Source organism: Xanthomonas sp. AM6 (genome assembly GCF_025665335.1).
Lineage (GTDB): Bacteria > Pseudomonadota > Gammaproteobacteria > Xanthomonadales > Xanthomonadaceae > Xanthomonas_A.
On sequence record NZ_CP106869.1, the window covers coordinates 3280342 to 3303457 of the forward strand.

The window sequence follows — 23116 nt, forward strand, 5'->3', positions numbered from 1 at the left end:
CCCAATCCCGGCTACTTGTCCATCTGCAGCACAGCCAGGAAGGCTTCCTGCGGGATCTCCACGCGGCCGACCTGCTTCATGCGCTTCTTGCCTTCCTTCTGCTTTTCCAGAAGCTTCTTCTTGCGCGACACGTCGCCACCATAACATTTGGCCAGCACGTTCTTGCGCATCGCCTTGACCGTGCTGCGCGAGATGATCTGCGAGCCGACCGCGGCCTGGATCGCCACGTCGAACATCTGCCGCGGGATCAGGTCCTTCATCTTCTCGCACAGCTCGCGGCCGCGCCGGTCGGCATGGCTGCGGTGCACGATGATCGACAGCGCATCGACCTTGTCGCCGTTGATCAGCGTGTCCACGCGCACGAACGGGCCGGCCTCGAAGCGCAGGAAGTGGTAGTCCAGCGAGGCGTAGCCGCGCGACACCGACTTGAGCTTGTCGAAGAAGTCCAGCACCACCTCGGCCATCGGCAGCTCGTAGCTGATCTGCACCTGGCTGCCCAGGTAGTTGATGCCGATCTGGCTGCCGCGTTTTTCCTCGCACAGGGTGATGATGTTGCCGACGTAGTCCGGCGGGGTGAGGATGTTGGCGCGGATGATCGGCTCGCGGATCTCCTCCACGTTGTTCAGCGGCGGCAGCTTGGACGGGTTGTCCATCGGGATCACGCTGCCGTCGGTCTTGAGCACCTCGTAGACCACGGTCGGCGCGGTCGAGATCAGGTTGAGGTTGTACTCGCGCTCCAGCCGCTCCTGCACGATCTCCATGTGCAGCATGCCGAGGAAGCCGCAGCGGAAGCCGAAGCCCATCGCCTCGGAACTCTCCGGCTCGAAGCGCAGCGCCGCGTCGTTGAGGCGCAGCTTGTCCAGCGCCTCGCGCAGGTCCGGGTAGTCCTCGGCGTCGACCGGGAACAGGCCGGCGAACACGCGCGGCTGCATTTCCTGGAAGCCGGGCAGCGCGTGCGGCGCCGGGTCGGCGGCCAGGGTCAGGGTGTCGCCGACCGGCGCGCCGTGCACGTCCTTGATCGAGGCGTTGATCCAGCCCACTTCGCCGGCGCCCAGCGCGGGCAGTTCCTTGCGCTTGGGGGTGAACACGCCGACCTTGTCGACCAGGTGGGTGCGGCCGGTGGACATCACCAGGATCTTGCTGCCCGGCTTGATCTCGCCCTGCATCACCCGTACCAGCGAGACCACGCCCAGGTAGTTGTCGAACCACGAGTCGATGATCAGCGCCTGCAGCTTGTCGGTGTCGCGCGGCTTGGGCGGCGGGATGCGATGCACGATCGCCTCCAGCACCAGGTCCACGTTGAGCCCGGTCTTGGCGCTGACCGCCACCGCGTCCTCGGCGTCGATGCCGATCACCGCCTCGATCTCGGCCTTGGCGCGGGCGATGTCGGCGGTGGGCAGGTCGATCTTGTTGAGCACCGGCACCACTTCCAGGCCCTGCTCCACCGCGGTGTAGCAGTTGGCCACCGACTGCGCTTCCACGCCCTGCGCGGCGTCGACCACCAGCAGCGCGCCCTCGCAGGCGGCCAGCGAGCGGCTGACCTCGTAGCTGAAGTCGACGTGGCCGGGGGTGTCGATGAAGTTCAGGTGGTAGACCTGCCCGTCCTTGGCCGTGTACGGCAGGGACACCGACTGGGCCTTGATGGTGATGCCGCGCTCGCGCTCGATCGGGTTGGAGTCGAGCACCTGCGCTTCCATCTCGCGCGCCTGCAGGCCGCCACAGAGCTGGATGATGCGATCGGCCAGGGTCGATTTGCCGTGGTCGACGTGGGCGATGATGGAGAAATTGCGGATGTTCCGCATCGAATCAGAGGACATGAGGTGGGCGGCGGCCAGGACCGTCGTCAGGATAACGGGCCATTATCGCATGCCCGGGGCGGAGCGGACGCCCGGCCCGGGCTGGCGCTCCGACGCGCCGGCATGGCCGCGCCGCCGGGCAGGAAAACCCAATGAAATCAAAGACGGCCAGCGAACCGGGTTCGCTGACCGTCGTGTGTGCGCGACTGGCTGGGCCGCTCAGTCGACGCTGATCGCGACGAACTGGCTGGCCGGGCTGCCCGGCGCGCGCACCAGCAGCATCACCACGTCGCCCTTCTTCGCCCCGGCGGTCAGTTTCTGGAACTGCGCCGCGCTGGACACCGGGGTGCGCCCGACCTGCAGCACGATCATGCCCGGGCGCAGCTGCGATTTGCTCGCCACCGCGCGGCTCACCTGCGCCACCTGCACGCCCTCGTCGGCGCGCAGCCCGAGCTTCTGCCGCACCGGCGCCGGGATCTCCTCCACGCTGATGCCCAGCGCGCTGCTCTCGGCGGCCTGCGGCGCGGGAGCGGCGCCGCCGCGGCCCGGCAGCTGCTGGCCCATGGCCACGCCGTCGTCGCTGAGCTCGCTCAGGGTCACGCTGATGTCGCGCGGCTTGCCGTCGCGGATCACGGTGACGCGCGCCTTGCTGCCCGGCGGCAGCATGCCCACCAGCGGCGGCAGGTCCTCGCGCGTGTTGATCTTCTGCCCGTTGAAGGCAACGATGAAGTCGCCCGGCTCGATCCCTGCCCTGGCCGCGCCGCTGCCCGGCTGCACGCCGTTGACCAGCGCGCCGCGGGTGTCGGCCAGGCCCAGGCCCTTGGCCTCCACGTCGCTGATGTTCGGCTGCATGGTCACCCCGAGCATGCCGCGGCTGACCTTGCCGGTCTTCTTGATCTGCTCGACCGCGCTCATCGCCAGGTCGATCGGGATCGCGAAGCTGATGCCCATGTAGCCGCCGGACGCGGAGAAGATCTGCGAGTTGATGCCGACCACCTCGCCGCGGGTGTTGAGCAGCGGGCCGCCGGAATTGCCCTGGTTGATCGCCACGTCGGTCTGGATGAACGGCACGTAGCGCTGGTCGGCGTACGGGTTGCTGCGCCCGGTGGCGCTGACGATGCCGGCGGTGACCGAGTGGTCCAGGCCGAACGGCGAGCCGATCGCCACCACCCACTGCCCGGGCTTGAGCGTGTTGGAATCGCCCACGCGCACGGTCGGCAGGTTCCTGCCGTCGATCTTCAGCAGGGCCACGTCGTACTGCTGGTCGCTGCCGACCACCTTGGCGGTGAACTCGCGGCGGTCGGTCAGCTTGACCTTGACCTCGCTGGCGCCGTCGACCACGTGGTGGTTGGTCAGCACGTAGCCGTCGGCCGAGATGATGAAGCCCGAGCCCATCGAGCGGCCGCCGGGAGTGCCGTCGTCGTCGTCCGGCCCCTGGCCCGGCCTGCCGGGCATGCCCGGTTGGCCGGGCATGCCATCCGGCCCGAAGAAGCGGCGGAAGAACTCGGGGATCTGCTCGTCGTCGGGCATGCCGCCGCCGCGCGCGGCCGCGGCCTTGCGGCTGATCGTGGTCTCGACGTTGACCACGCCCGGCCCGACCTGCTCGACCAGGTTGGTGAAATCGGGCAGGCCGGCGACCAGCTGCGGCGCGGGCGCCGCGCGCGCGGCCGGCGGCGCGGCGGCGGGCGCGGCCGACTCCGGCTGCTGCGCGCAGGCGGCCAGCGGCAAGGTCAGGGCCAACACGCCCAGCAGATGGTGGCGGATACGGTGAGTCATCGGACGCGAGCCTCCGGTTCGGGAAAGGGAAGGAAAACCGCGGCGGGGCCGCGGGCGCCGCGCGCCGGAGCGAAGCACGCGCTTCGGCCGGCGCCTGGCTTCAAGGTTGCTGCGGCGACGGCGACGCCGCCGCATCGGCCGGCAAGCGCGGCTCGAACGGGTAGAACGCCGCCGCTGCACCCTGGCGCGGGAAACTGGCGGTGAACTCGCCGCTGGACGCGGCCGGCGCCAGCGCCGAGCGCGGCCACGGCCGCGCCTGCAGCGGCGCCGCCTGGTGCGCGAACGGATCGCCGGCGCGCTGCTGCGCGACCACCGGCCCCGCCGCCGTGGCAGTGAGCGGCAACGCGGGCGTCGGCCGCGGCGGCAGGGCGGCGGCGATCGCGCGCGCCGGTTCGGCGGCACGCGCGGCGCTGCTGCGCGCGGCCTGCTGGGTGCGGGTCGCGCCGCGGCGGGCGGCGGCGTCCTGGCGCCGGTTCGCGGCGATGGCCACTGCCGGCGCCGCGGCGACCGCTGCGCCGAGGTCGCCCTGCGGGTCGGCCGGTGTCGGTGTTGGCGTCGGCACCTGCGCGACAGCCGCTGGTGCCGCAGGCGCACTCGGAGCAGAAGGAGCAGAAGTGCTGCTGGCGACCTGCGTGGCGGGCGCCGCCGGCGCCGCCTCGGGCAGGCGCTCGCGGGCCACGAACAAGGCGATGGCCGCGACCGAGGCCGCCAGCGCCGCGCTGCCGCCCCAGCGCCAGGAGCGGCGGTGGCCGGCCGCAGCGCCGTCGCGCGCCGCGTCGGCGTGCTGCGCCTCGGCCGCCACCGCCTGGCGCACGCGCGCAGCGAAATCGGCCGGCGCCGGCATGCACACGCGGCCGCGCAGGATGTCGCCGCACAGCTGCCAGCGTTCGTGGCAACCGGACAGTTCCTCGTCGTGCTGCAGCCGGCGCAGCACGAAGCGCGCTTCGTCGGCCGGCAGTTCGCCGTCGATCAGCGCGGACAGCTGCTGCCGGTGGTGCAGTTCGAACTTGTCCAGCAGCGGAGCGCCGGGAGCCGGCTCGGGCTGGGGAATGGGCTTGCTATCGGTCATACGCGGTGTCGCTCACGAGTGGCGCTGTCGGTATCCAGCAGGGGACGGAGTTCGGCGTCGATGGCTTCGCGCGCACGGAAGATGCGCGAGCGCACCGTGCCGATCGGGCAACCCATCTTCTGCGCGATGTCCTCGTAGCTCATCCCGTCCACCTCGCGCAGGGTGATGGCGGTACGCAATTCTTCCGGCAACGCATTCACCGCCTTCATCACCGTCTGTTCCAGCTCCTGGCGCATCAGTTCGCGCTCGGGCGTGTCGGTGTCGCGCAGGCGCGTGCCGCTGTCGAACTGCTCGGCGTCGAGCACGTCGACGTCGTCGGTGGGCGGCCTGCGGTTGTGCGCAACCAGGTAGTTCTTGGCGGTGTTCACGGCGATACGGTGCAACCATGTGGAGAACTGGGCGTCGCCGCGGAAATTCCCTATCGCGCGGTAGGCGCGGATGAAGGTGTCCTGGGCCACGTCCTGACATTCGCTCCAGTCGGCGATGTAGCGCCCGATCAGGCCGACGATCCGGTGCTGGTACTTGCGCACCAGCACATCGAACGCCGCGCTCTCGCCGCGCTGCACGCGCCGGACCAGTTCCAGGTCCAGCTCCTGAGGTGTTTCGACATCGGCCATAACGGGCCGCACTCCTGTCAGCCCAACCTACGTCGGACCATCTGACCGCCAATTCGGAAAAAAGTTCAGCGTCCTCAGCGGACCGCCGCCCCACGACGTTAACCCGCATTCCGTTAGGCTGGCGGCACGCCAGCGGTCGCCGGACCCGCGTCGCTCCCATGGATTGGGATTTGACGCAACGGAAACAACCTCTGGATGATAACGATCTTCTCCATACACAAGCGGATGGTCCTCCCCATGCTCTCAGGCTTCGATGGGCTCCGATTCAGTCACTGGCAAGCGGACATCCGCGACGACGGCGTCGTCGTGCTCAGCCTCGACCGCCAGGACGCGCCCGTCAACGCGCTGTCGCAGGACGTGCTGCTGGAGCTGGGCGACCTGCTCGAGCGCATCGCCATCGACCCGCCCAAGGGCGTGGTGATCCGCTCGGCCAAGGCCAACGGCTTCATCGCCGGCGCGGACCTGAAGGAATTCCAGGAATTCGACCGCCGCGGCACCGTCAACGACGCGATCCGCCGCGGCCAGGCCACCTTCCAGAAGCTGGCCGAACTGCCCTGCCCGACCGTGGCCGCGATCCACGGCTTCTGCATGGGCGGCGGCACCGAGATCGCGCTGGCCTGCCGCTACCGGGTCGCCTCCAGCGACGGCTCCACCCGCATCGGCCTGCCCGAGACCAAGCTCGGCATCTTCCCCGGCTGGGGCGGCAGCGCGCGGTTGCCGCGGCTGGTCGGCGCGCCGGCGGCGATGGACCTGATGCTGACCGGGCGCACCGTGTCGGCGTCGGCGGCGCGGGCCATGGGGCTGGTCGACAAGGTCGCCGCGCCGGCGGTGCTGGTCGATGCCGCGGTGGCGCTGGCCCTGACCGGCAGCGCGCGCCCGTTCAAGCAGCGCGCCACCGCCTGGGCCACCAACACCTGGCCGGCGCGCAAGCTGCTGGCGCCGCAGATGCGCAAGCAGGTGGCGCGCAGGGCGCGCAAGGAACACTACCCGGCGCCGTACGCGCTGATCGGCGTGTGGGAGCGCAGCGGCGGCGGCGGCATCCAGGCGCGGCTGGACGCCGAGCGCAAGGCGGTGGTCAAGCTGGCGAGCACGCCGACCGCGCGCAACCTGATCCGCATCTTCTTCCTCACCGAGCGGCTCAAGGCGCTGGGCGGGAAGGACCACGGCATCCGCCACGTGCACGTGGTCGGCGCCGGGGTGATGGGCGGCGACATCGCCGCCTGGTCGGCCTACAAGGGCTTCGAGGTGACCCTGCAGGACCGCGAGCAGCGCTTCATCGACGGCGCGCTGGGCCGCGCCGGCGAACTGTTCGCCAAGCGGGTCAAGGACGAGGGCAAGCGCCCGGCGGTGGCGGCGCGGCTGAAGGGCGACCTGGCTGGCGACGGCGTGCCGCTGGCGGACCTGGTGATCGAGGCGATCATCGAGAACCCGCAGGCCAAGCGCGAACTGTACGAATCGCTGGAGCCGCGGATGCAGCCCGATGCGCTGCTCAGCACCAACACCTCCTCGATCCCGCTGACCGAGCTGCGCGAGCACATCCAGCGCCCGGCGCAGTTCGCCGGCCTGCACTACTTCAATCCGGTGGCGCAGATGCCGCTGGTGGAGATCGTCTGCCACGACGGCCTGGCGCTGGACAACCAGAAGCGGCTGGCGGCGTTCTGCAAGGCGATCGACAAGCTGCCGGTGCCGGTCGCCGGCACGCCGGGCTTCCTGGTCAACCGCGTGCTGTTCCCGTACCTGCTGGAAGCGGCCACCGCCTATGCCGAGGGCATTCCCGGCCCGGTACTCGACAAGGCCGCGGTGAAGTTCGGCATGCCGATGGGGCCGATCGAATTGATCGACACGGTGGGCCTGGACGTGGCCGCCGGGGTCGGCGCGGAACTGGCGCCGTTCCTGGGCCTGCCGATTCCCGCGGCGCTGCAGACCGTGGAACCGGGCAAGCGCGGCAAGAAGGACGGCCAGGGCCTGTACGCGTGGGAGAACGGACGCGCGAAGAAGCCGGAAGTGGCCAAGGACTACCAGGCGCCGGCCGATCTGGAAGACCGTCTGATCCTGCCGCTGCTCAACGAGGCGGTGGCCTGCCTGCACGAGGGCGTGGTCGCCGATGCCGACCTGCTCGATGCCGGGGTGATCTTCGGCACCGGCTTCGCCCCGTTCCGCGGCGGTCCGATCCAGTACATCCGCACGGCCGGCGCCGATGCGCTGCTGGAGCGGCTGCGCGCACTGCAGGCGCGCTACGGCGAGCGCTTCGCGCCGCGCCCGGGCTGGGAATCGCCGGCGCTGCGCGAACCGGCGGCCTGAAGCCGGTCGGGTCGCCCGCACATTCGTCCTGTGCGCACCTGTAGGAGCGGCTTCAGCCGCGACAGCGGTTTTCCGACGCCGGAATCCGATCGGCTCCGGCGTCGCGGCTGAAGCCACTCCTGCAAGAGCCGCGTCTGCAGCCCCGATACGGGACGCGCGCCACACGCTTTGGCTTATGGATGCGAATGCCCGTGCGCGCCATGCGCATGGCGGTGCCGATGCCCATGGCCGTCGGGATGGTCGTGATCGTGCTGCGCATGATCGGCGTGCGCCCCCGCGCGCGCCGGCGTGCCGCACGGTTGCGCGCCGCAATGCCCGGCTTCCATCTGCAGGGTGACGTGGTCGATGTCGAAGCGTGCGTGCAGGCCGTCGCACAGCGTCGCGCGCAACGCATCTGCATCGATGCCGTCGGCGACCACCACGTGCGCGGTCATCGCCGGCGTGCTCGAGGCCAGCGCCCACACGTGCAGGTCGTGCACGTCCTCCACGCCGGGGACGCCGCGCAGGTAGCCGCGCACCGCGGCCATGTCCACGCCCTTGGGCACGCCTTCGAGCAGCACGTTGACCGCCTCGCGCAGCAGCACCCAGGTGCGCGGCAGCACCCACAGGCCGATCAGCACCGCCAGGATCGGGTCGATCACCTTCCAGCCGGTGAGGCGGATCGCCAGCGCGCCGGCGATCACCGCCACCGAGCCGAGCATGTCGCTCCACACTTCCAGGTAGGCGCCCTTCATGTTCAGGCTCTCGCCGCTGCCGGCCTTGAGCAGGCGCATCGAGGCCAGGTTGATCAGCAGGCCGAACGCGGCGATGCCGAGCATGCCGACCGTGGCCACTTCCTGCGGCTGGCGGAAACGCTGCACCGCCTCCCACAGGATGTAGGCGGCGACCACGAACAGCATGCCGCCGTTGAACAGCGCGCCCAGCGCTTCCAGCCGCGCGTAGCCGTAGGTGCGCTTGGCATCGGGCGGGCGCCGGCTCAGCCGCACCGCGATCAGCGCGATCATCAGCGCCAGGGTGTCGGTGGCCATGTGCGCAGCGTCGGACAGCAGCGCCAGGCTGTTGGTCAGGAACGCGCCGGCGATCTCCACCAGCAGGAACGTGGCGGTCAGCCCCAGCGCCCACCACAACGGCTTCTCGTGGCGGATTTCGGTCGGGGCGTGGCTGTGGTCGTGTCCCATGGAGGGCCTGGCGGGGCATGCGTAAGAGGTCCCGCCACCTTAGAACGGGGCCGCCGCGGAGACTATTACACCGCTGCCGGTCGCGAGTGCCGGGACGGCGCCGCGCAGATGCGGCCGTCGCATGCGCGATCGAAACCCGACGCGGCGTTGTGGCGCGATGCGACGTGCCGGTCCGGCAGCGGCGCATCCCGCACCCGGCGCGCGTCCTCGCGATTGCCGAGGCCGCGGCACGCCACTGCGCGCGTTCCCGGAAAGTCCCGTCCGCGATGCCGACGAACCGCACGCCGGCATGCATGGGCTCGCGTCACGGCAGCCACCACACCAGCAGCGCGCTGATGCCGGCCAGCGCCAGCAGCGACAGCGTGCCCGCGGCCAGCACGCGGCCGCCGGAGGCCAGCACCGAGCGCAGGTTCACCGACAGCCCCAGCGCCGCCATCGCGACCAGGGTCAGCCACGCGGACGCCTGCTGCGCCGCGGCCGCCAGCGCTGGCGGCAACAGGCCCGCCGAGCGCAGCAGCATCATGCCGACGAAGCCCAGCACGAACCACGGCAGCGCGCGGTGCCACGGCAACCGCGCCGCGCCCGGCCGTCCGGCGCGCAGGCCGAGCAGCAGCATCACCGGCCCCAGCATCAACACCCGCATCAGCTTGACCAGCGCGCCGACCTGCGCGCTGACTGCGCCCACCGGCAGCGTCGCCGCCAGCACCTGCGGCACCGCATACACGGTCATGCCGGCGAGGATGCCGTAATGGCGCTGGTCCAGGCCGAACAGCGGCACCGCCAGCGGCAGGGCCAACACCACCACGATGCCCAAGGCCGCAGTGAAGGCGATCGAGGCGGCCACTTCGTCCGAATCGGCCTCGATCACCGGCGCCGCCGCGACGATCGCCGAATTGCCGCAGATCGCATTGCCGCACGCCACCAGCGTGGCCAGGCGCGCCGGCAGGCCGAGCAGGCGGCCGATGCCGTAGCCGATGCCGATCGCCAGCAGCACGATCGCCGCGACCAGCCCCAGCAGCAGCCCGCCGGCCGCGCCGACCGTCCTGATGCTCACCGACGCACCGAGCAGCACGATCGCCACTTCCAGCGGCAGCTTGGCGGCGAACGCGATCCCGGCGTGGGCGCGCGCCGGCAACCGCACCGCCGTGCGCAGCAAGGTGCCGAGCACGATCGCCAGCACCAGCGCATCGAGCCATGGACGACCCAGCCAGCGCAGTTGCACCCGCTCCACCAGCATGGCCAGCGCCGCGACCGCCGTGGCCAACAGCGCGCCAGGCCACAGCGCCGTTCCGTTTCCTATCGCCCTGCCCATTGCCGCCACCGTGTCGAAGTGGCCGCAGGATGCGCCGGGCGATCCTGTCATTCCATCGCATAATGGTGGATAGTTCGTTCGGCTCAACCGAACGGTCTTTCCCGTGACCCTGGAACAACTCGCGCTGTTCGTCGCCGTCGCCGAACGCCAGCACCTGACCCTGGGCGCGCAGGCCGCGCACCGCACGCCGTCGGCGGCCAGCGCCGCGATCAAGGCGTTGGAAACCCGGTACGGCGTGGCTCTGTTCCACCGCGTGGGCCGCGGCATCGAACTGACCGCCGCCGGCGCCGCGTTCGCCGACGAGGCGCGGGCGATCCTGGCGCGCGCCCATGCCGCCGAACTGGCCCTGAGCGAATGGCGCGGCGTGCTGCGCGGCACGCTGGAGCTGCATGCCAGCCAGACCGTGGCCAGCTATTGGCTGCCGGCGCGGCTGATGGCCTTCCATGCGCGCTACGCGCAGATCGAGATCCGCCTCAGCGTCGGCAACACCGAAAGCGTGACGCGCGCGGTCGCCGAGGGCCGCGCGGAACTGGGCTTCGTCGAGGGCGGCGTGCGCGACCCGGCGCTGGCGCTGACCGCGCTGGCCCAGGACCGGCTGGTGGTGGTCGCCGCGCCCAGCCATCGCCTGGCCGGGCGCCGCCGGATCGCGCTGCCGGCGCTGGCGGCGTCCAGTTCGTGGATCATGCGCGAGCCCGGCTCCGGCACCCGCTCGGAGTTCGAAGCCGCGCTGCGCGCGGCGCGGGTCGCGCCGGACGCGCTGAGCGTCGCGCTGACATTGCCGTCGAACGAAGCGGTGCTGTCGGCGGTGCTGTCCGGGCACAGCGTGGCGGCGGTCTCGCAACTGGCGGCCGCGCCATGGCTGGAAAGCGGGCGCCTGCAGCGCGTGGGCGCGGCGCTGGGCACGCGCACCTTCCATGCCGTGCGCCACCGCGAGCGCGCGCTCGGCGCCGCCGCGGCGGCGCTGCTGGCCATCGATCGCGACGCGGCCGCGGCGATCGGCTGACCAGGCGCGGCCGCTGTGGCGGATGACGCCTCCGTGGGCTTCCTGCCCTGGATCGACATTGCCCCACGCCATGTCGTTTTACGGCGCGTGCGTATGCCGATCTGCCTGGTGCGCTGCTGCACCTAGAAGCCCGCCGTTCAGCGCACGCTTCTGCATCGCACCAGCCCCCATTTGCACGCCAATGCGGCGGCGCCATCCACTGCAGCGGCACGGGGGAAGCTACCGATATCTTTCAGCAGCAAGCTTCCCTTGAACGCCGCCGACGCGCATCGTTCCGGCCTAGCGATGCGAGCGATCGCCGGCTGCGCACCATGTCCGGGCTGAAGCCCTCTACAGTGTTTGCGTGAGGGGCATCTCAGGCCTCCTGCAACCCCGGCCTGCCGTGCTCGACGGCATAGCGCTTCCAGCTCTGCAGGGTGCCGTTCGGCCGCATCACCTGGTCCAGCGTCTTCATGTCGCCGATCCACGCGTCGCGGGTCACGTCGCACAGCACATAGCCGCGTTTGTCGGTGGTGGCCTTCAGGTGCGGGCTGTGCCGCAGCGTGCCTTCGGCCAGTGCGTCCACGCCCAGGCCGTCGGAACCGGAACTGATCGAGGTGGCGAGGAATTCGCTTGAGACGATCCCGGAATCGGCGTTGTCCTGCACCAGGTCGCTGGCGTAATGGCGGTGCGCGTCGCCGCAGGTGGTGACCACGTTGCCGAAGCCGACCCGCTGGATATGGTCGAGCAGGCGCCGGCGGCTGGCCAGGTAGCCGGACCACTGGTCGTCGGAGGACACCACCGCGCCGTTCTTCTCCTCCGCGTAGTTGCCCAGCGACACCTGGTGGGCGATGGCGTGCCAGCGCGGGGCCGCGTCGGCCAGCCCGTCGAACAGCCACCGTTCCTGCTTGGCGCCGACGATGCTGCGCGCCGGCGACGCCACCTGCGCGCGCTGCGCCATGTCGACCTGCTTGCTGCGGTACTGGCGGGTGTCGAGCAGGTGCAGGTCCATCAGGCTGCCGTAGCGCGCGCGCCGGTAGAGCTGCAGGTGCCCGTCGCGCGGGAACGAGGAGCGCCGCAGCGGCATGTTCTCGTAGTAGGCCTGGAACGCCTGCGCGCGCCGCAGCAGGAACACTTCGCTGGGCGTGCCGTCCTGGTCTTCGGCGCCGGCCCAGTTGTTGTCCACTTCGTGGTCGTCGAAGGTCACGAACCACGGTGCCGCCGCGTGCGCGGCCTGCAGGTCGGGATCGCTCTTGTATTGCGCGTAGCGGCGCCGGTAGTCGTCCAGCGTGTAGATCTCCGGGCCGACGTGGTTGCGCAGGTTGGTGAACGGGCGTCCGTTCATCTTGCGCACGCCCGGCTTGGTTTCGCCCTCGTAGATGTAGTCGCCGTAGTGGAAGACGAAGTCCAGCGGCTCCTCGGCGATGCGCCGCCATGCGGTGTAGTGGCCTTCCTCGTAGTGCTGGCAACCGGCGACCGCGAAGCGCACCCGCTCCACCCTGGCGTTCGCCGCGGGCAAGGTGCAGGTGCGGCCGACCGGGCTGGCGTGGCCGCCGATGTCGAAGCGGTACCAGTACGGCCGGCCCGGGGCCAGCCCGTCCAGTTCGACATGCACCGCATGGCCCAGCTCCGGATGGGCCAGCGACGTGCCGCGCCGCACCGGCTTGGCGAAGCCCTCGTCGGCGGCCACCTGCCATTGCACCACCATCGGCCGCGCCGGCACGCCGCCACCGAACACCAGCGGCTCGGTCGCCAGCCGCGTCCACAGCACCACGCCGTCCGGCGACGGATCGCCGGAGGCCACGCCGAGGGCAAACGGCGTGCTCGCGAAACGCGGCGACGCCAGCAGGTTGCGCGGGCTCAGGGCCTTGGCGTCGGTCTGCGCGGCCAGCACCGAAGCGGTGCCCATCCACGCGCCGAACGCGGAAAGGCCGGACAGGGCGAGGAAGCGCCTGCGATTGAATGTGGTCATGGCATCGCCTCAGTTGTAGATGAGGTGGAAGTAGAAGAAGCGGCCGTAGTCGTCGATCTCGGTACGGAAGCGGCCGTTCGGGCCGGTGCTGTAGGTCGGCTGCGTGTTGAACAGGTTCTTGGCTTCGTACTTCAGCGTCACGTGCCTGCCGATGCGGTGGCTGAAGGCCAGGTTGAAGGTCATGTACGGGTCGTAGTACGAGTCCAGCCACTGCGTGTCGCCGAAATCGACCAGCATGCGGCTGCGGTAGGTGCCGGACATGCGCAGCTGCGCGCCCTGCCACGGCATGCGCCAGATCACCGAGCCGTTCAACGACCAGTCCGGCTGGTACAGCAGGCGGTCGAGGCGGCGTTCGCTGCCGTCGCTGATCCGGTAGTCGGTGCGCCCCTCCAGCCGGGTGGCGTTGAAGTACATGTCGAAGCGCTGCTGGCCCCAGCGCAGGTTGCGGTTGGCGATGGCGAACTCCACGCCGCGCAGCGTGGACTCGTCGGTGTTCATCGGCTGGGTCACCCGGTAGCGGACGTCGCCGATGGTCTGGAAGGTGGTCAGGGTGTAGATGTCGTCCTTGATCACCTTGTCGAACAGCGCCACCGAGACCAGGCCGTTGTTGCCGTTGAAGTACAGGTCCCAGGCCAGGTCCAGGTTGGTGGCGCGGCGCGGCTCCAGGCCGGCGTTGCCCTGCTGGATGGTGCAGAAGTTGCCGCCCTGGCCGTCGTCGCCGCAGCTGGTGTTGGTGGCCTGGGCGATGTTGCTCGGCGTCGGCCGGCCCAGCGTGCGGCTGGCCGAGAAGCGCAGGCGCTGGTCGTCGCTGAGCTTGAAGGTGGCGTTCAACGACGGCAGCAGGTTGTCGTAGCCGCCGCCGGTCTTGCGCAAGGCGTCCGTATAGGTCGCGCCGCCGTCGTCGCTGAAGGGGCTGAACGCGTCGAAGCGGGTGTGGTCGTAGCGCAGGCCGCCGATCAGCAGCAGCCGTTCCCAGGCGTAGTGCGCCGAGACGTAGGCGTTGGCGATGTCCTCGACGTACTTGTAGTCGCTGGTGACGTTGGCGTTCGGGTAGGCGGCGTTGTTGTCGCCCAGCTTCGGCGCCAGCTGCTCGCTCCACTTGCGGTTGTCGATCAACGGAAAGCCCGGCACGGTACCCAGCAGGGTCGAGCCCGGGTACAGGTAGTCGTTGAGCGTCGCGTTGGTCTTGTAGTAGTCGAAATCGACGTCCTGCCAGATGTTCAGGTGCCGGTATTCGGCGCCGGCGGCGATACCGAAGCCGCGTGCATCGGCGCCGATGTTGTGGGTGAAGTCCACGCGCAGGTCGTCGATGGTCTCCTGCGCATCGCGCGGGGAGGTGTAGGCCTGCGCCGGGTTGAGCTTGAACGCCGAGGTGGTCAGCAGGCGGGGATCGGACACGCCGACCGCGTTCGGAAAACCGTGGGCGTCGTTGGCGTAGTCGACGAACAGGTTGCTCGGATAGGCGCGCACGCCCCAGTAGACCTGGGTGTTGTCGAAGGTCTCCTCGGTGTGGCCGGCGCGCAGGGTGAGCGTGGACAGCTCGCCCACGTCCCAGCTGAAACTGGCGATGGCGCCGCGGTTGCTGCGGTCCCAGCGGTCGTGCCGGTTCTTGATGTAGATGCTGTTGATCTGGGTGGTGCCGCCGTCCTCGGTCTGGTTGCGGATCGGGAACTTGGCGTTGGAGTACAGGTCGGTCTTGTTCATCGTCGAGTTCTCGTAGAACCGGTACGAGTACAGCAGCAGCGAGGCGTAGAACGGCTCGTCCGACGGCTTCCACTCCAGCTTGGCCGAGCCGCCGAAGTTGGTGATGTAGTTGGTGTAGGTGCCGGTGCTGAAGTTGCCCGGCGCGCGCAGGCCGTTCCAGCCGGCGGCCTCGCTGGGCTCGGTGGTGCCGTCGGTCAGGTACTTGCCGGCGTCGTTGTAGTAGTAGTTCGATTCCACCCAGCGCTTGATGCTGTTGCGCGAGCGCTGCTCGTAGCGCGCCACCGCCACGATGCCGAACTGCTGGTCGGCGCCGAACTGGTTGGAGAACACCGCCTTGGCGCTCTTGCCGAAGTGGCCCATGGTCTTGTGGTCGCCGCCGGCGCTGCGGCCGACGTCGGTTTCGGCGGTGGAGTAGATGCCGGCGAGGTCGGCGAACACGTACTTGCCCGAACGGTCGAACGCGCTGCGGCTGATGATGTCGATCACCCCGCCGATGGCGTCCGGCGCCTGCTCGGCGCTGAAGCTCTTGTAGATGTCGGTGCGGGTGCCGATGTCGCTGGGGATCAGCTGCAGGTTGTTCATGCGCTCGCCCGAGCCGCTGCTGCCCACGCTGGCGATGGCGATGCCGTCGATGGTGGTGTAGTTGAGGTTGGCCTGCACGCCGCGCACGGTCACGTAGCGCGGTTCGCCGGCGTCCTCCACGGCGCTCAGGCCCGGCGCGGCCATCAGGCTTTCGGCCAGCGTCTCGTCGCCGTAGCTGTCCATCTCGTCGTAGATCACCGAATCGCGGATCATCGGCGAGGTCTTCTTCTGCTCGATCACCTCGTGCGCGGCGATCACCTTCACCGCATCCAGGGTGGGCGCGACCCTTCCCTCCTCCTCGCGCGGCGGCGGCGGCGCGACCGGCTTGGGCGCGCTGCGTGCCGGGGCCGGATCGATGGCGATGACGTTGCCGTCCACCACCGCGTAGTGCAGGCCGGTACCGGCCAGCAGCGCGTCCAGCGCCTGCTTGACGGTCGCGCCGGCCGGCACCGCGCCGCCCATGCGCGCGGTGCCGCTCGGCGAGTACAGGAACTGCACCCCCGACTGCCGCGAGAGCTGTTCCAGCGCGCGGCTCAACGGCTGCGCGGCGATCGGCGCGGCGACCCGGGCCTCCAGGCCGTCCGGCGCCGCCGCGCGCGCCTGGGCGAGGAGACAAGGTGAGAGGGCGAGGACGATCGACAGGTAGAGCTGCTTCCGCATTGCGGTTCCTTGGAGGAGAGAGGACGGCGGGGGCCACGTCGCGGATCGACGGCGGCTTCTCCTTAAGAAAGAGCGGGAAAGCGCGGAAGTGGAGAACGCGGATTCGATGAATTTTTTTTGACAGCGCGCGGGCGCGGCGCGCTCAGCGGCTGGAGACGCGCACGGTGTCGCCATCGCGGCGCACCGCGAAGCGCGCATCGCGCTGCAGGAAGGCCTGCAGCGCCGCGACGCGGTGCGCGTCCAGGCTGCCGGACAGGCGTACCGATGCGGCCGCCGCGTCCTCGACCACCACCTGCACCGTGTTGTGGCGGTTGAACGCCGCCGCGACCTCGTCCAGGCGTTCGTCGAGGAAGGAGACCTTGCGCTGTTGCCAGTCCAGCAGCATCGACGCCGGCATGTCGAGCCGTTGCACCGCGCCGCTGCCGCGCTCCACCAGCACCACCCGGCCGGCGTCCAGCTGCGCCAGGCGCCGCGCATCCGCGCCGCCGCTCCAGACCTCCACTTCGCCGGACATCACCCCGATGCGGGTGCCCTGCAGCCGCCGCGACACGTCGAACACGGTGCCGATGTCGCGGATCTGCAGATCGTCGACCTGCACCTGGAAGGGGCGCCGGTCCGCGGCGATGTCGAAGGTGGCCTCGCCCTGCAGCAGCTCCACGCGCCGCGCCAGCCAGCCCATGCGCACGCGCACGACGCTGTCGGCGTTGAGGCGCAGCTGGCTGCCGTCGGCAAGCCGCACGTCGCGCAGTTGCCCGTGCCCGGCCGCCAGCACCAGCGCCTGCGGCTGCAGGTGCCACAGCGCCAGGCCCAACCCCAGCGCCATGCACGCCGCGGCGGCCGCCAGCGTCCAGCCACGGCGCGCGCGGCGCACGCGCGGCGCGGCCGCGCGCGGGGTGCCGGCGAACAGCGGCACCACCTTGGCCGGGGTGCCGCGCGCGGCCTGGCCGGCAGCCGCTGCATCCTGCTGCGCCATGCCCATCGCGGCGCCCACCTGCCGATGCAGGTGCAAGGCGCGCAGGTATTCGCGCACGTGCTCGGGCGAACGCTGCATCCAGTCCAGGAACGCCAGGCGCTGGGGCTCGCTCAGCGGCCCCTCGCGGTTGCGCATGAACCAGCGAGTCGCCTGCTCGGCCACGGTTCCTTCCATGGATGTCGGCTCCTGCCGGTTCATGCGTCCTCTCCCGCGCCCAACGCCTTCCGGCAGGCGTCCAGGCCCTTGCCGATGTGCTTGCGCACCATGTGCACGGACACGTCCAGCTGCGCACTGATCTGCGGGCACTCCAGGCCGTCGCGGTAATGCAGTTCCATCATGCGGCGGGTAGTCGGCGGCAGCCGCGCGATGGTGCTGCGGATGTCGCTCCAGCGCTGCCTGCGTTCGAATTCGCCCTCGACGTCCTCTTCGCTCTTCAGCACCTCGGCCAGCAGTTCCACATCCTCCAGCGGCGGCAGCGCTGAGCGCGCGCGCGCATGCTCGCGGGCCAGGTTGGCCGCCACGGTGAACAGATAGGCCTCGGGATTGGCGACCGCCTCGGCGTTCTCGCCGGTGCTGCGCAGCAGGCGCAGGTAGACCTCCTGCGCCAGGTCCTCGGCATCCTCGGTGGGCGAGCCACGGCGAAGGAAGAAGCCACGCAGCAGACGGCGCCGCAGCTCGTAGCTCTTCTCCCAGATCCTCACGCTGCTCACGACCGATCGACCGCACCACACTTGGAAACGTTCGATCTTCCCGCGACAAGATGACATCGCGGTTGCATCGCAGCGCTGCCGCACTGCGCTGCGTTGTAGTGTCGATCGCGTGTCGCGGCTCGGCGTCGATCGTCGGCGATGTCCTCGCTGAACTGCATCGAGCGCATCGGGCGCCTGTACGCGTCCGTTTCCATCCAACCGCACCCGTCCCCGACCGACCTGCAGGGCGGCGCCGCACGACACATGCACTACGGGCGCCGGGCGCTCCCGACTCCGCCCCTCCCGCGCAGGCGCCCAGGCGCACCATCGACGCCTCCGCCCATGCCGTGGTCGCGGCGCCATCTTGGGCGAAGTCGCTGACGCTTGACCCCGAAGCCGATCTCAACGCCGATCAAGCCTCTCCAAGCCGGCGAGGCTGCGTCGCCCGCATCGATGCACGACCACCCACCGCGCATGGCGGTGAGGGATCGCAAGCCGTCATCGCAAGCGCGAGAATGCGCCGATACCGGCGATCGCCAGCCGTTCGGCGGGCACCGCCGTTTCGGCGAACGATAGCCGCAGGTAGCGGATCTGGCGGACGTCGGGGAAATTCAGCCGCTGGGTCGAGAGCGCGTAGGCGATATTGGCCAGTTCGCCGGCGCCGGCCGGCTGCCAGTGTCGACCGTCTTCGCTGCTTTCGGCGCGATAGCCTTTCGGCGGCGCCGCGCCGTTCATCACCGCGCGCGACGGGGTGAGGCTGAAGCCGGCGACCTGACGCAGCGCGCCGAGGTCGATGGTCACCTGCGCGGGATGGCCAGGTTTGGGAGCGGGCACGACCCAGACCGTGCCGGCATCGTCGTCGAGCAACTTCTCCGCGCCCGGCGCACTGGCCTCGACGATTCGCCAGCCAGCGGCGGACAGCACGTCCGGCGCGTTCGCCACCGGCCGCGCGACCGGAACCGGCGCAACCGCGCGGAACAGCGCGAATTCGCTGATCGCCGGGCAGACCGGGGCCTCCAGCACGACCAAGCGCACCCGGCGCGCGGCGACCGGGCGATCCAGCCGCAGGATCCGCTGTGCCCCGATGCATTGCGCTTCGGCCAGCCGCCGCCATTGCCCATCGACCTCGGCTTCGATCGCGAAGCGGGTGACGCGCACGCCCAGCGGCAGGTATTCGCGCAGCCGGATCAGGTCGAAGCTGCGCATCGCCGACAGGTCCAGCGTCAGCGTCGGCGTGGTGACGTCGTCCGGCGTGGACCAGTAGCTGTCCGCCTGGCGGTCGAGCACGCGTGCCGGCTCGAACCCGGGACCGCGGGACGCGCTGGCGCTGGCCTTGGCGCCCTTGGCCAGATCGATGGCGAAGCTGGCGCGGATCGCGTCGCCGAAGCTCTGCAGCACCGCGACGTCGTGGTCGGCGATGCGGCCGCGTCGGTCGGGCGGAAGATTGAGGTTCATGTTGGTGCCGCGCGCGACCGAGGTGTCGAAGTAGCGCACCAGGTTCTCCGGGCTGCGCACCTTGCCGTCTTCGTCGGCATGGTAGAACCAGCCTGGGCGGATCGAGGTGTTGGTCTCGGCGGGCCACCACAGTGCCGCCCCGCGCACGCCGGCATTGCCGTTTTCCTGGGTATACGGGGCATTGGGCATGGTCGGCCAGCACGGATCGCCAGCGACGCCGTCCTCGTTGCCGACCCAGCGGATGTCGGCGCCGAGCGGGTCGAAGGTGCAGGCCAGCGGCTGGTGCTGGTGGACCAGTTCGATCATCCGCGGCCAGTCGTAGTAGGCGGGCGCATCGAGCTTGCGCGTCTCGCGCGCACCGCCATAGTAGCCGTCGCCGCCATTGGCGCCGTCGAACCAGAATTCGAACAGGTCGCCGTAGCCCGTGCACAGTTCGACGATCTGCTTGCGGAAATAGTCGAGATATCCGGGGCGACCGTACTCGGCGTGGTTGCGATCCCAGGGGGACAGGTAGATGCCGAAGGCCAGGCCAGCGCGCCGGCACGCCGCCGCCATTTCGCCGACGATGTCGCCCTTGCCGTTCTTGTAGGGCGAATTGCGAATGCAATGCTCGGTCAGGCGTGTCGGCCAGAGGCAGAACCCATCGTGGTGCTTGGCGGTAAAGATGAGCCCTTTCAGATTGCCGGCCTTGGCCGCGGCCACGATCTGATCGGCGGAGAAATCGCTGGGATCGAATTTGCGCGGATCTTCGTCGCCGTAGCCCCATTCCTTGTCGGTAAAGGTGTTCATCGCAAAATGCACGAAGGCGTATTGCTCCCACCGGTGCCACCGCAGCTGTCGCGCGCTGGGCACGGCGCCCCACGGCGCCGGCGCCCTGGGACGCGGTGCAGCCGCGATCTGAGCGGCGGATGCGCTGAAACCTGCGGCGACGGCCACAACACCCGTGGCAAGAAAGGTACGACGATCGATCATTAGCGCCTCCGACTCTGCACAAGGTCCGATCTTAGCTTTTCCGACGGCGGATGAGTCCGCCTTCGAAGCTACGGACGGTCGTGCAATGGGGAGAAGGTCAATCCGTGTGGCGATCCTTCGCCGCATGCTTGGGTAATGAACTGCGCGCTGTCGCCGATCCCGTTTCCATGGACACGTGCAGCTGACGCCCAGACGACTCGACCGTGCTTGCCATGGACTCGGCATTGCAGGTGCGGCGTACCGACCGGACATTCCTTGCCTCCCCGATTGACCTTCCTACATGTGTCCATGGAATCGGAGCGGCGCCCGGAGTTCCACCGTGGATCGCCAGGCGACGCATCGGGCCATGGAGCCAGGCTGAAGCCGCGCCACCCTGTCCTTTGCTGGCTGCACACGTCCATACTTGCCCACGGCCAGCCAACCTGAAATTCCTTAACCCATTGAATCAGATGCAAAATCGAGAAAAGACCCAAGCTCCTGGAAGCGCAGCGGAGCATACCCCGCTGATGAAGCAGTTCTTCGCCGCCAAGTCCGACTACCCGGACCTGCTGCTGTTCTTCCGCATGGGCGATTTCTACGAGCTGTTCTACGACGACGCGCGCAAGGCCGCGCGCCTGTTGGACATCACCCTGACCCAGCGCGGCAGCTCTGGCGGCGCGCCGATCCCGATGGCCGGGGTGCCGGTGCATGCCTACGAAGGCTACCTGGCGCGGCTGGTGGCGCTGGGCGAGTCGGTCGCGATCTGCGAGCAGATCGGCGATCCGGCGCTGGCCAAGGGCCTGGTCGAGCGCAAGGTGGTGCGCGTGGTCACCCCAGGCACGGTCACCGACGAGGCGCTGCTCGACGAGCGCCGCGACACCTTGCTGATGGCGATCGCGCGCAACAAGCACGGCTACGGCCTGGCCTGGGCCGACCTGGCCGGCGGCCGTTTTCTGGTCAATGAGGTCGACAGCGAGGACGCGCTGGAAGCCGAACTGGCGCGGCTGGAGCCGGCCGAACTGCTGGTCCCCGACGAGGACCAGTGGCCGGAGTTCCTGCGCGAGCGCCGCGGCGTGCGCCGCCGCGCGCCGTGGCTGTTCGACGCCGACAGCGGCCGCCGCCAGTTGTTGAATTTCTTCCAGTTGCACGACCTCACCGGTTTCGGCATCGACGACAAGCCGCGCGCCACCGCCGCCGCCGGCGCGCTGCTCGGCTACGTGGAGGAGACGCAGAAGCAGCGCCTGCCGCACCTGACCGCGATCGCGATGGAGACCGCCGCCGAGGCGATCGCGATGAACGCCGCCACCCGCCGCCACCTGGAGCTGGACACGAGGGTGGACGGCGACACCCGCAACACGCTGCTCGGCGTGCTCGACAGTACGGTCACGCCGATGGGCGGACGCCTGCTGCGGCGTTGGCTGCACCGGCCGCTGCGCCTGCGCGAGGTGCTGGTGCAGCGCCACCACGCGGTCGGCACGCTGATCGACCGCGGCGCCGATGCCGACCTGCGCGACGCGTTCCGCGCGCTCGGCGACATCGAGCGCATCCTCACCCGCGTGGCGCTGCGCTCGGCGCGCCCGCGCGATTTCTCCACGCTGCGCGACGGCCTGGGCCTGCTGCCGACGGTGCGCGCGATCCTGGCGCCGCTGGATTCGCCGCGGCTGGCGGCGCTGGCCGCCGAACTGGGCCAGCACGACGAGATCGCGCACCTGCTGGCCGCGGCGATCGCCGAACAGCCGCCGCTCAAGCTCAGCGACGGCGGCGTCATCGCCGCCGACTACGACGCCGAGCTGGACGAACTGCGCCGGCTCAGTACCCATGCCGACCAGTTCCTGATCGACCTGGAAGCGCGCGAACGCGCCAGCAGCGGCATCGCCACGCTGAAGGTCGGCTACAACCGCGTGCACGGCTACTACATCGAGATCAGCAAGGGCCAGGCCGACAGGGCGCCGGTGCACTACACGCGGCGGCAGACGCTGACCAACGCCGAGCGCTACATCACCGAGGAACTGAAGAACTTCGAGGACAAGGTGCTGTCGGCGCGCGAGCGCGCCCTGTCGCGCGAGAAGCTGCTGTACGAGGCCCTGCTGGACACGCTGGGCGAGCGCCTGGAACCGCTCAAGCGCGCCGCCGCCGCGCTCAGCGAACTGGACGTGCTGGCCGCTTTCGCCGAGCGCGCGCAGGCGCTGGACTGGGCGCAACCGGAACTGGACACCGCGCCGTGCCTGCGCATCGAGCGCGGCCGCCACCCGGTGGTGGAAGCGGTGCGCGAGCAACCGTTCGAACCCAACGACCTGGACCTGCATCCGGACCGGCGCATGCTGGTGATCACCGGCCCGAACATGGGCGGCAAGTCCACCTACATGCGCCAGAACGCGCTGATCGTGCTGCTGGCGCACATCGGCAGCTACGTGCCGGCCACCCGCGCGGTGATCGGCCCGATCGACCGCATCCTGACCCGCATCGGCGCCGGCGACGACCTGGCGCGCGGCCAGTCCACCTTCATGGTCGAGATGGCCGAGACCAGCTACATCCTGCACCATGCCAGCGCGCAGTCGCTGGTGCTGATGGACGAGATCGGCCGCGGCACCTCCACCTACGACGGCCTGGCCCTGGCCGACGCGGTGGCGCGCCACCTGGTGCACCACAACCGCTGCTACACCCTGTTCGCCACGCACTATTTCGAACTGACCGCGCTGGCCGACGAATCGGTCGAAGGCGGCGCCAGCGGCATCGCCAACGTGCACCTGGACGCGGTCGAGCACGGCGACAAGCTGGTGTTCATGCATGCGGTGAAGGACGGCCCGGCCAATCGCAGTTTCGGCCTGCAGGTGGCGGCGCTGGCCGGCCTGCCGAAGTCCACCGTCGCGCAGGCGCGGCGGCGGCTGGCGGAACTGGAGCAGCGCGGCGGCGAGAGCCACGCCTCGCAGATGGCGCCGCAGGCGCTGGACGCGCCGCAGCAGTTCGGGCTGTTCGCGGCCACGCCCTCGGCCGCGCAGGACGCGCTGGCGGCGCTGGACCCGGACGAGCTGACCCCCAAGCAGGCGCTGGAAGCGCTGTACCGGCTCAAGTCGCTGCTGTAGCGCGGCGTGCGGCTTT

General features: G+C 70.1%; 14 protein-coding genes. 3 read left to right on the forward strand and 11 right to left on the reverse strand.

Annotated features, from left to right (window positions below; all coding sequences use genetic code 11):
- Positions 1-11: 11 nt before the first annotated feature.
- The 4 genes from lepA to rpoE form a co-directional block, all read right to left on the reverse strand.
- Positions 12-1802 carry a translation elongation factor 4 gene (gene lepA / locus OCJ37_RS13810; protein WP_263113694.1) on the reverse strand — a complete coding sequence of 597 codons (1791 nt, stop codon included), beginning with the start codon at positions 1800-1802 and terminating at the stop codon, positions 12-14.
- A 213-nt stretch (positions 1803-2015) separates the two neighbouring features.
- Positions 2016-3572: a DegQ family serine endoprotease gene (locus OCJ37_RS13815; protein WP_263110136.1), complete on the reverse strand. Its 1557-nt coding sequence runs from the start codon at positions 3570-3572 to the stop codon at positions 2016-2018.
- 100 nt (positions 3573-3672) lie between these two features.
- Positions 3673-4641 carry a sigma-E factor negative regulatory protein gene (locus OCJ37_RS13820; protein WP_263110138.1) on the reverse strand — a complete coding sequence of 323 codons (969 nt, stop codon included), beginning with the start codon at positions 4639-4641 and terminating at the stop codon, positions 3673-3675.
- The gene (gene rpoE, locus OCJ37_RS13825; RefSeq protein WP_263110140.1) at positions 4638-5258 is read right to left on the reverse strand and encodes an RNA polymerase sigma factor RpoE; all 621 of its coding nucleotides are present in this window, start codon (positions 5256-5258) and stop codon (positions 4638-4640) included. The genes OCJ37_RS13820 and rpoE overlap by 4 nt, the downstream gene beginning before the upstream one ends.
- Before the next feature lie 237 nt (positions 5259-5495).
- Here rpoE and OCJ37_RS13830 point away from each other — a divergent pair, with 237 nt between their 5' ends.
- Positions 5496-7559 carry a 3-hydroxyacyl-CoA dehydrogenase NAD-binding domain-containing protein gene (locus OCJ37_RS13830; RefSeq protein WP_263110142.1) on the forward strand — a complete coding sequence of 688 codons (2064 nt, stop codon included), beginning with the start codon at positions 5496-5498 and terminating at the stop codon, positions 7557-7559.
- Positions 7560-7732: 173 nt separating this feature from the next.
- Here the strand turns inward: OCJ37_RS13830 and OCJ37_RS13835 are convergent, their stop codons facing one another.
- A complete protein-coding gene (locus OCJ37_RS13835; RefSeq protein WP_263110143.1) occupies positions 7733-8737 on the reverse strand; it encodes a cation diffusion facilitator family transporter in 1005 nt (334 codons plus the stop codon).
- A gap of 304 nt (positions 8738-9041) precedes the next feature.
- Positions 9042-10049 carry a YeiH family protein gene (locus OCJ37_RS13840; protein ID WP_317633192.1) on the reverse strand — a complete coding sequence of 336 codons (1008 nt, stop codon included), beginning with the start codon at positions 10047-10049 and terminating at the stop codon, positions 9042-9044.
- 103 nt (positions 10050-10152) lie between these two features.
- Between OCJ37_RS13840 and OCJ37_RS13845 the strand changes: the two genes are divergently transcribed.
- Positions 10153-11052, forward strand: a complete 900-nt coding sequence (locus tag OCJ37_RS13845) for a LysR family transcriptional regulator (RefSeq protein WP_263110147.1) — start codon at positions 10153-10155, stop codon at positions 11050-11052.
- A gap of 355 nt (positions 11053-11407) precedes the next feature.
- On the opposite strand, the gene OCJ37_RS13850 is transcribed toward OCJ37_RS13845, so the two are convergent.
- The 5 genes from OCJ37_RS13850 to OCJ37_RS13870 all read right to left on the reverse strand — a co-directional run bounded on the left by OCJ37_RS13850 (position 11408) and on the right by OCJ37_RS13870 (position 20038).
- Positions 11408-13003 (reverse strand): alkaline phosphatase D family protein, encoded by a 1596-nt coding sequence (locus OCJ37_RS13850; protein ID WP_263110149.1) that lies wholly within the window; start codon positions 13001-13003, stop codon positions 11408-11410.
- Positions 13004-13012: 9 nt separating this feature from the next.
- The gene (locus OCJ37_RS13855) at positions 13013-15949 is read right to left on the reverse strand and encodes a TonB-dependent receptor (RefSeq protein ID WP_263110151.1); all 2937 of its coding nucleotides are present in this window, start codon (positions 15947-15949) and stop codon (positions 13013-13015) included.
- A gap of 142 nt (positions 15950-16091) precedes the next feature.
- The gene (locus tag OCJ37_RS13860) at positions 16092-17096 is read right to left on the reverse strand and encodes a FecR family protein (protein WP_263110153.1); all 1005 of its coding nucleotides are present in this window, start codon (positions 17094-17096) and stop codon (positions 16092-16094) included.
- Positions 17097-17116: 20 nt separating this feature from the next.
- Complete coding sequence (locus tag OCJ37_RS13865; protein WP_263110154.1) at positions 17117-17632, reverse strand: RNA polymerase sigma factor; 516 nt, start codon at positions 17630-17632, stop codon at positions 17117-17119.
- Positions 17633-18109: 477 nt separating this feature from the next.
- A complete protein-coding gene (locus tag OCJ37_RS13870; protein ID WP_263110156.1) occupies positions 18110-20038 on the reverse strand; it encodes an alpha-L-fucosidase in 1929 nt (642 codons plus the stop codon).
- A 449-nt stretch (positions 20039-20487) separates the two neighbouring features.
- Here OCJ37_RS13870 and mutS point away from each other — a divergent pair, with 449 nt between their 5' ends.
- Complete coding sequence (gene mutS / locus OCJ37_RS13875; protein ID WP_263110158.1) at positions 20488-23100, forward strand: DNA mismatch repair protein MutS; 2613 nt, start codon at positions 20488-20490, stop codon at positions 23098-23100.
- Positions 23101-23116 lie beyond the last annotated feature (16 nt).

Bases quoted from the DNA above. Each gene is read 5' to 3' on its own strand.
- OCJ37_RS13840 (WP_317633192.1), bottom strand. From the start codon at position 10,049: ATGGGCAGGGCGATAGGAAACGGAACGGCGCTGTGGCCTGGCGCGCTG.
- OCJ37_RS13835 (WP_263110143.1), bottom strand. From the start codon at position 8,737: ATGGGACACGACCACAGCCACGCCCCGACCGAAATCCGCCACGAGAAG.
- OCJ37_RS13860 (WP_263110153.1), bottom strand. From the start codon at position 17,096: ATGGAAGGAACCGTGGCCGAGCAGGCGACTCGCTGGTTCATGCGCAAC.
- OCJ37_RS13855 (WP_263110151.1), bottom strand. From the start codon at position 15,949: ATGCGGAAGCAGCTCTACCTGTCGATCGTCCTCGCCCTCTCACCTTGT.
- OCJ37_RS13870 (WP_263110156.1), bottom strand. From the start codon at position 20,038: ATGATCGATCGTCGTACCTTTCTTGCCACGGGTGTTGTGGCCGTCGCC.
- OCJ37_RS13830 (WP_263110142.1), top strand. From the start codon at position 5,496: ATGCTCTCAGGCTTCGATGGGCTCCGATTCAGTCACTGGCAAGCGGAC.
- OCJ37_RS13820 (WP_263110138.1), bottom strand. From the start codon at position 4,641: ATGACCGATAGCAAGCCCATTCCCCAGCCCGAGCCGGCTCCCGGCGCT.
- OCJ37_RS13850 (WP_263110149.1), bottom strand. From the start codon at position 13,003: ATGACCACATTCAATCGCAGGCGCTTCCTCGCCCTGTCCGGCCTTTCC.
- mutS (WP_263110158.1), top strand. From the start codon at position 20,488: ATGCAAAATCGAGAAAAGACCCAAGCTCCTGGAAGCGCAGCGGAGCAT.
- OCJ37_RS13815 (WP_263110136.1), bottom strand. From the start codon at position 3,572: ATGACTCACCGTATCCGCCACCATCTGCTGGGCGTGTTGGCCCTGACC.
- lepA (WP_263113694.1), bottom strand. From the start codon at position 1,802: ATGCGGAACATCCGCAATTTCTCCATCATCGCCCACGTCGACCACGGC.
- rpoE (WP_263110140.1), bottom strand. From the start codon at position 5,258: ATGGCCGATGTCGAAACACCTCAGGAGCTGGACCTGGAACTGGTCCGG.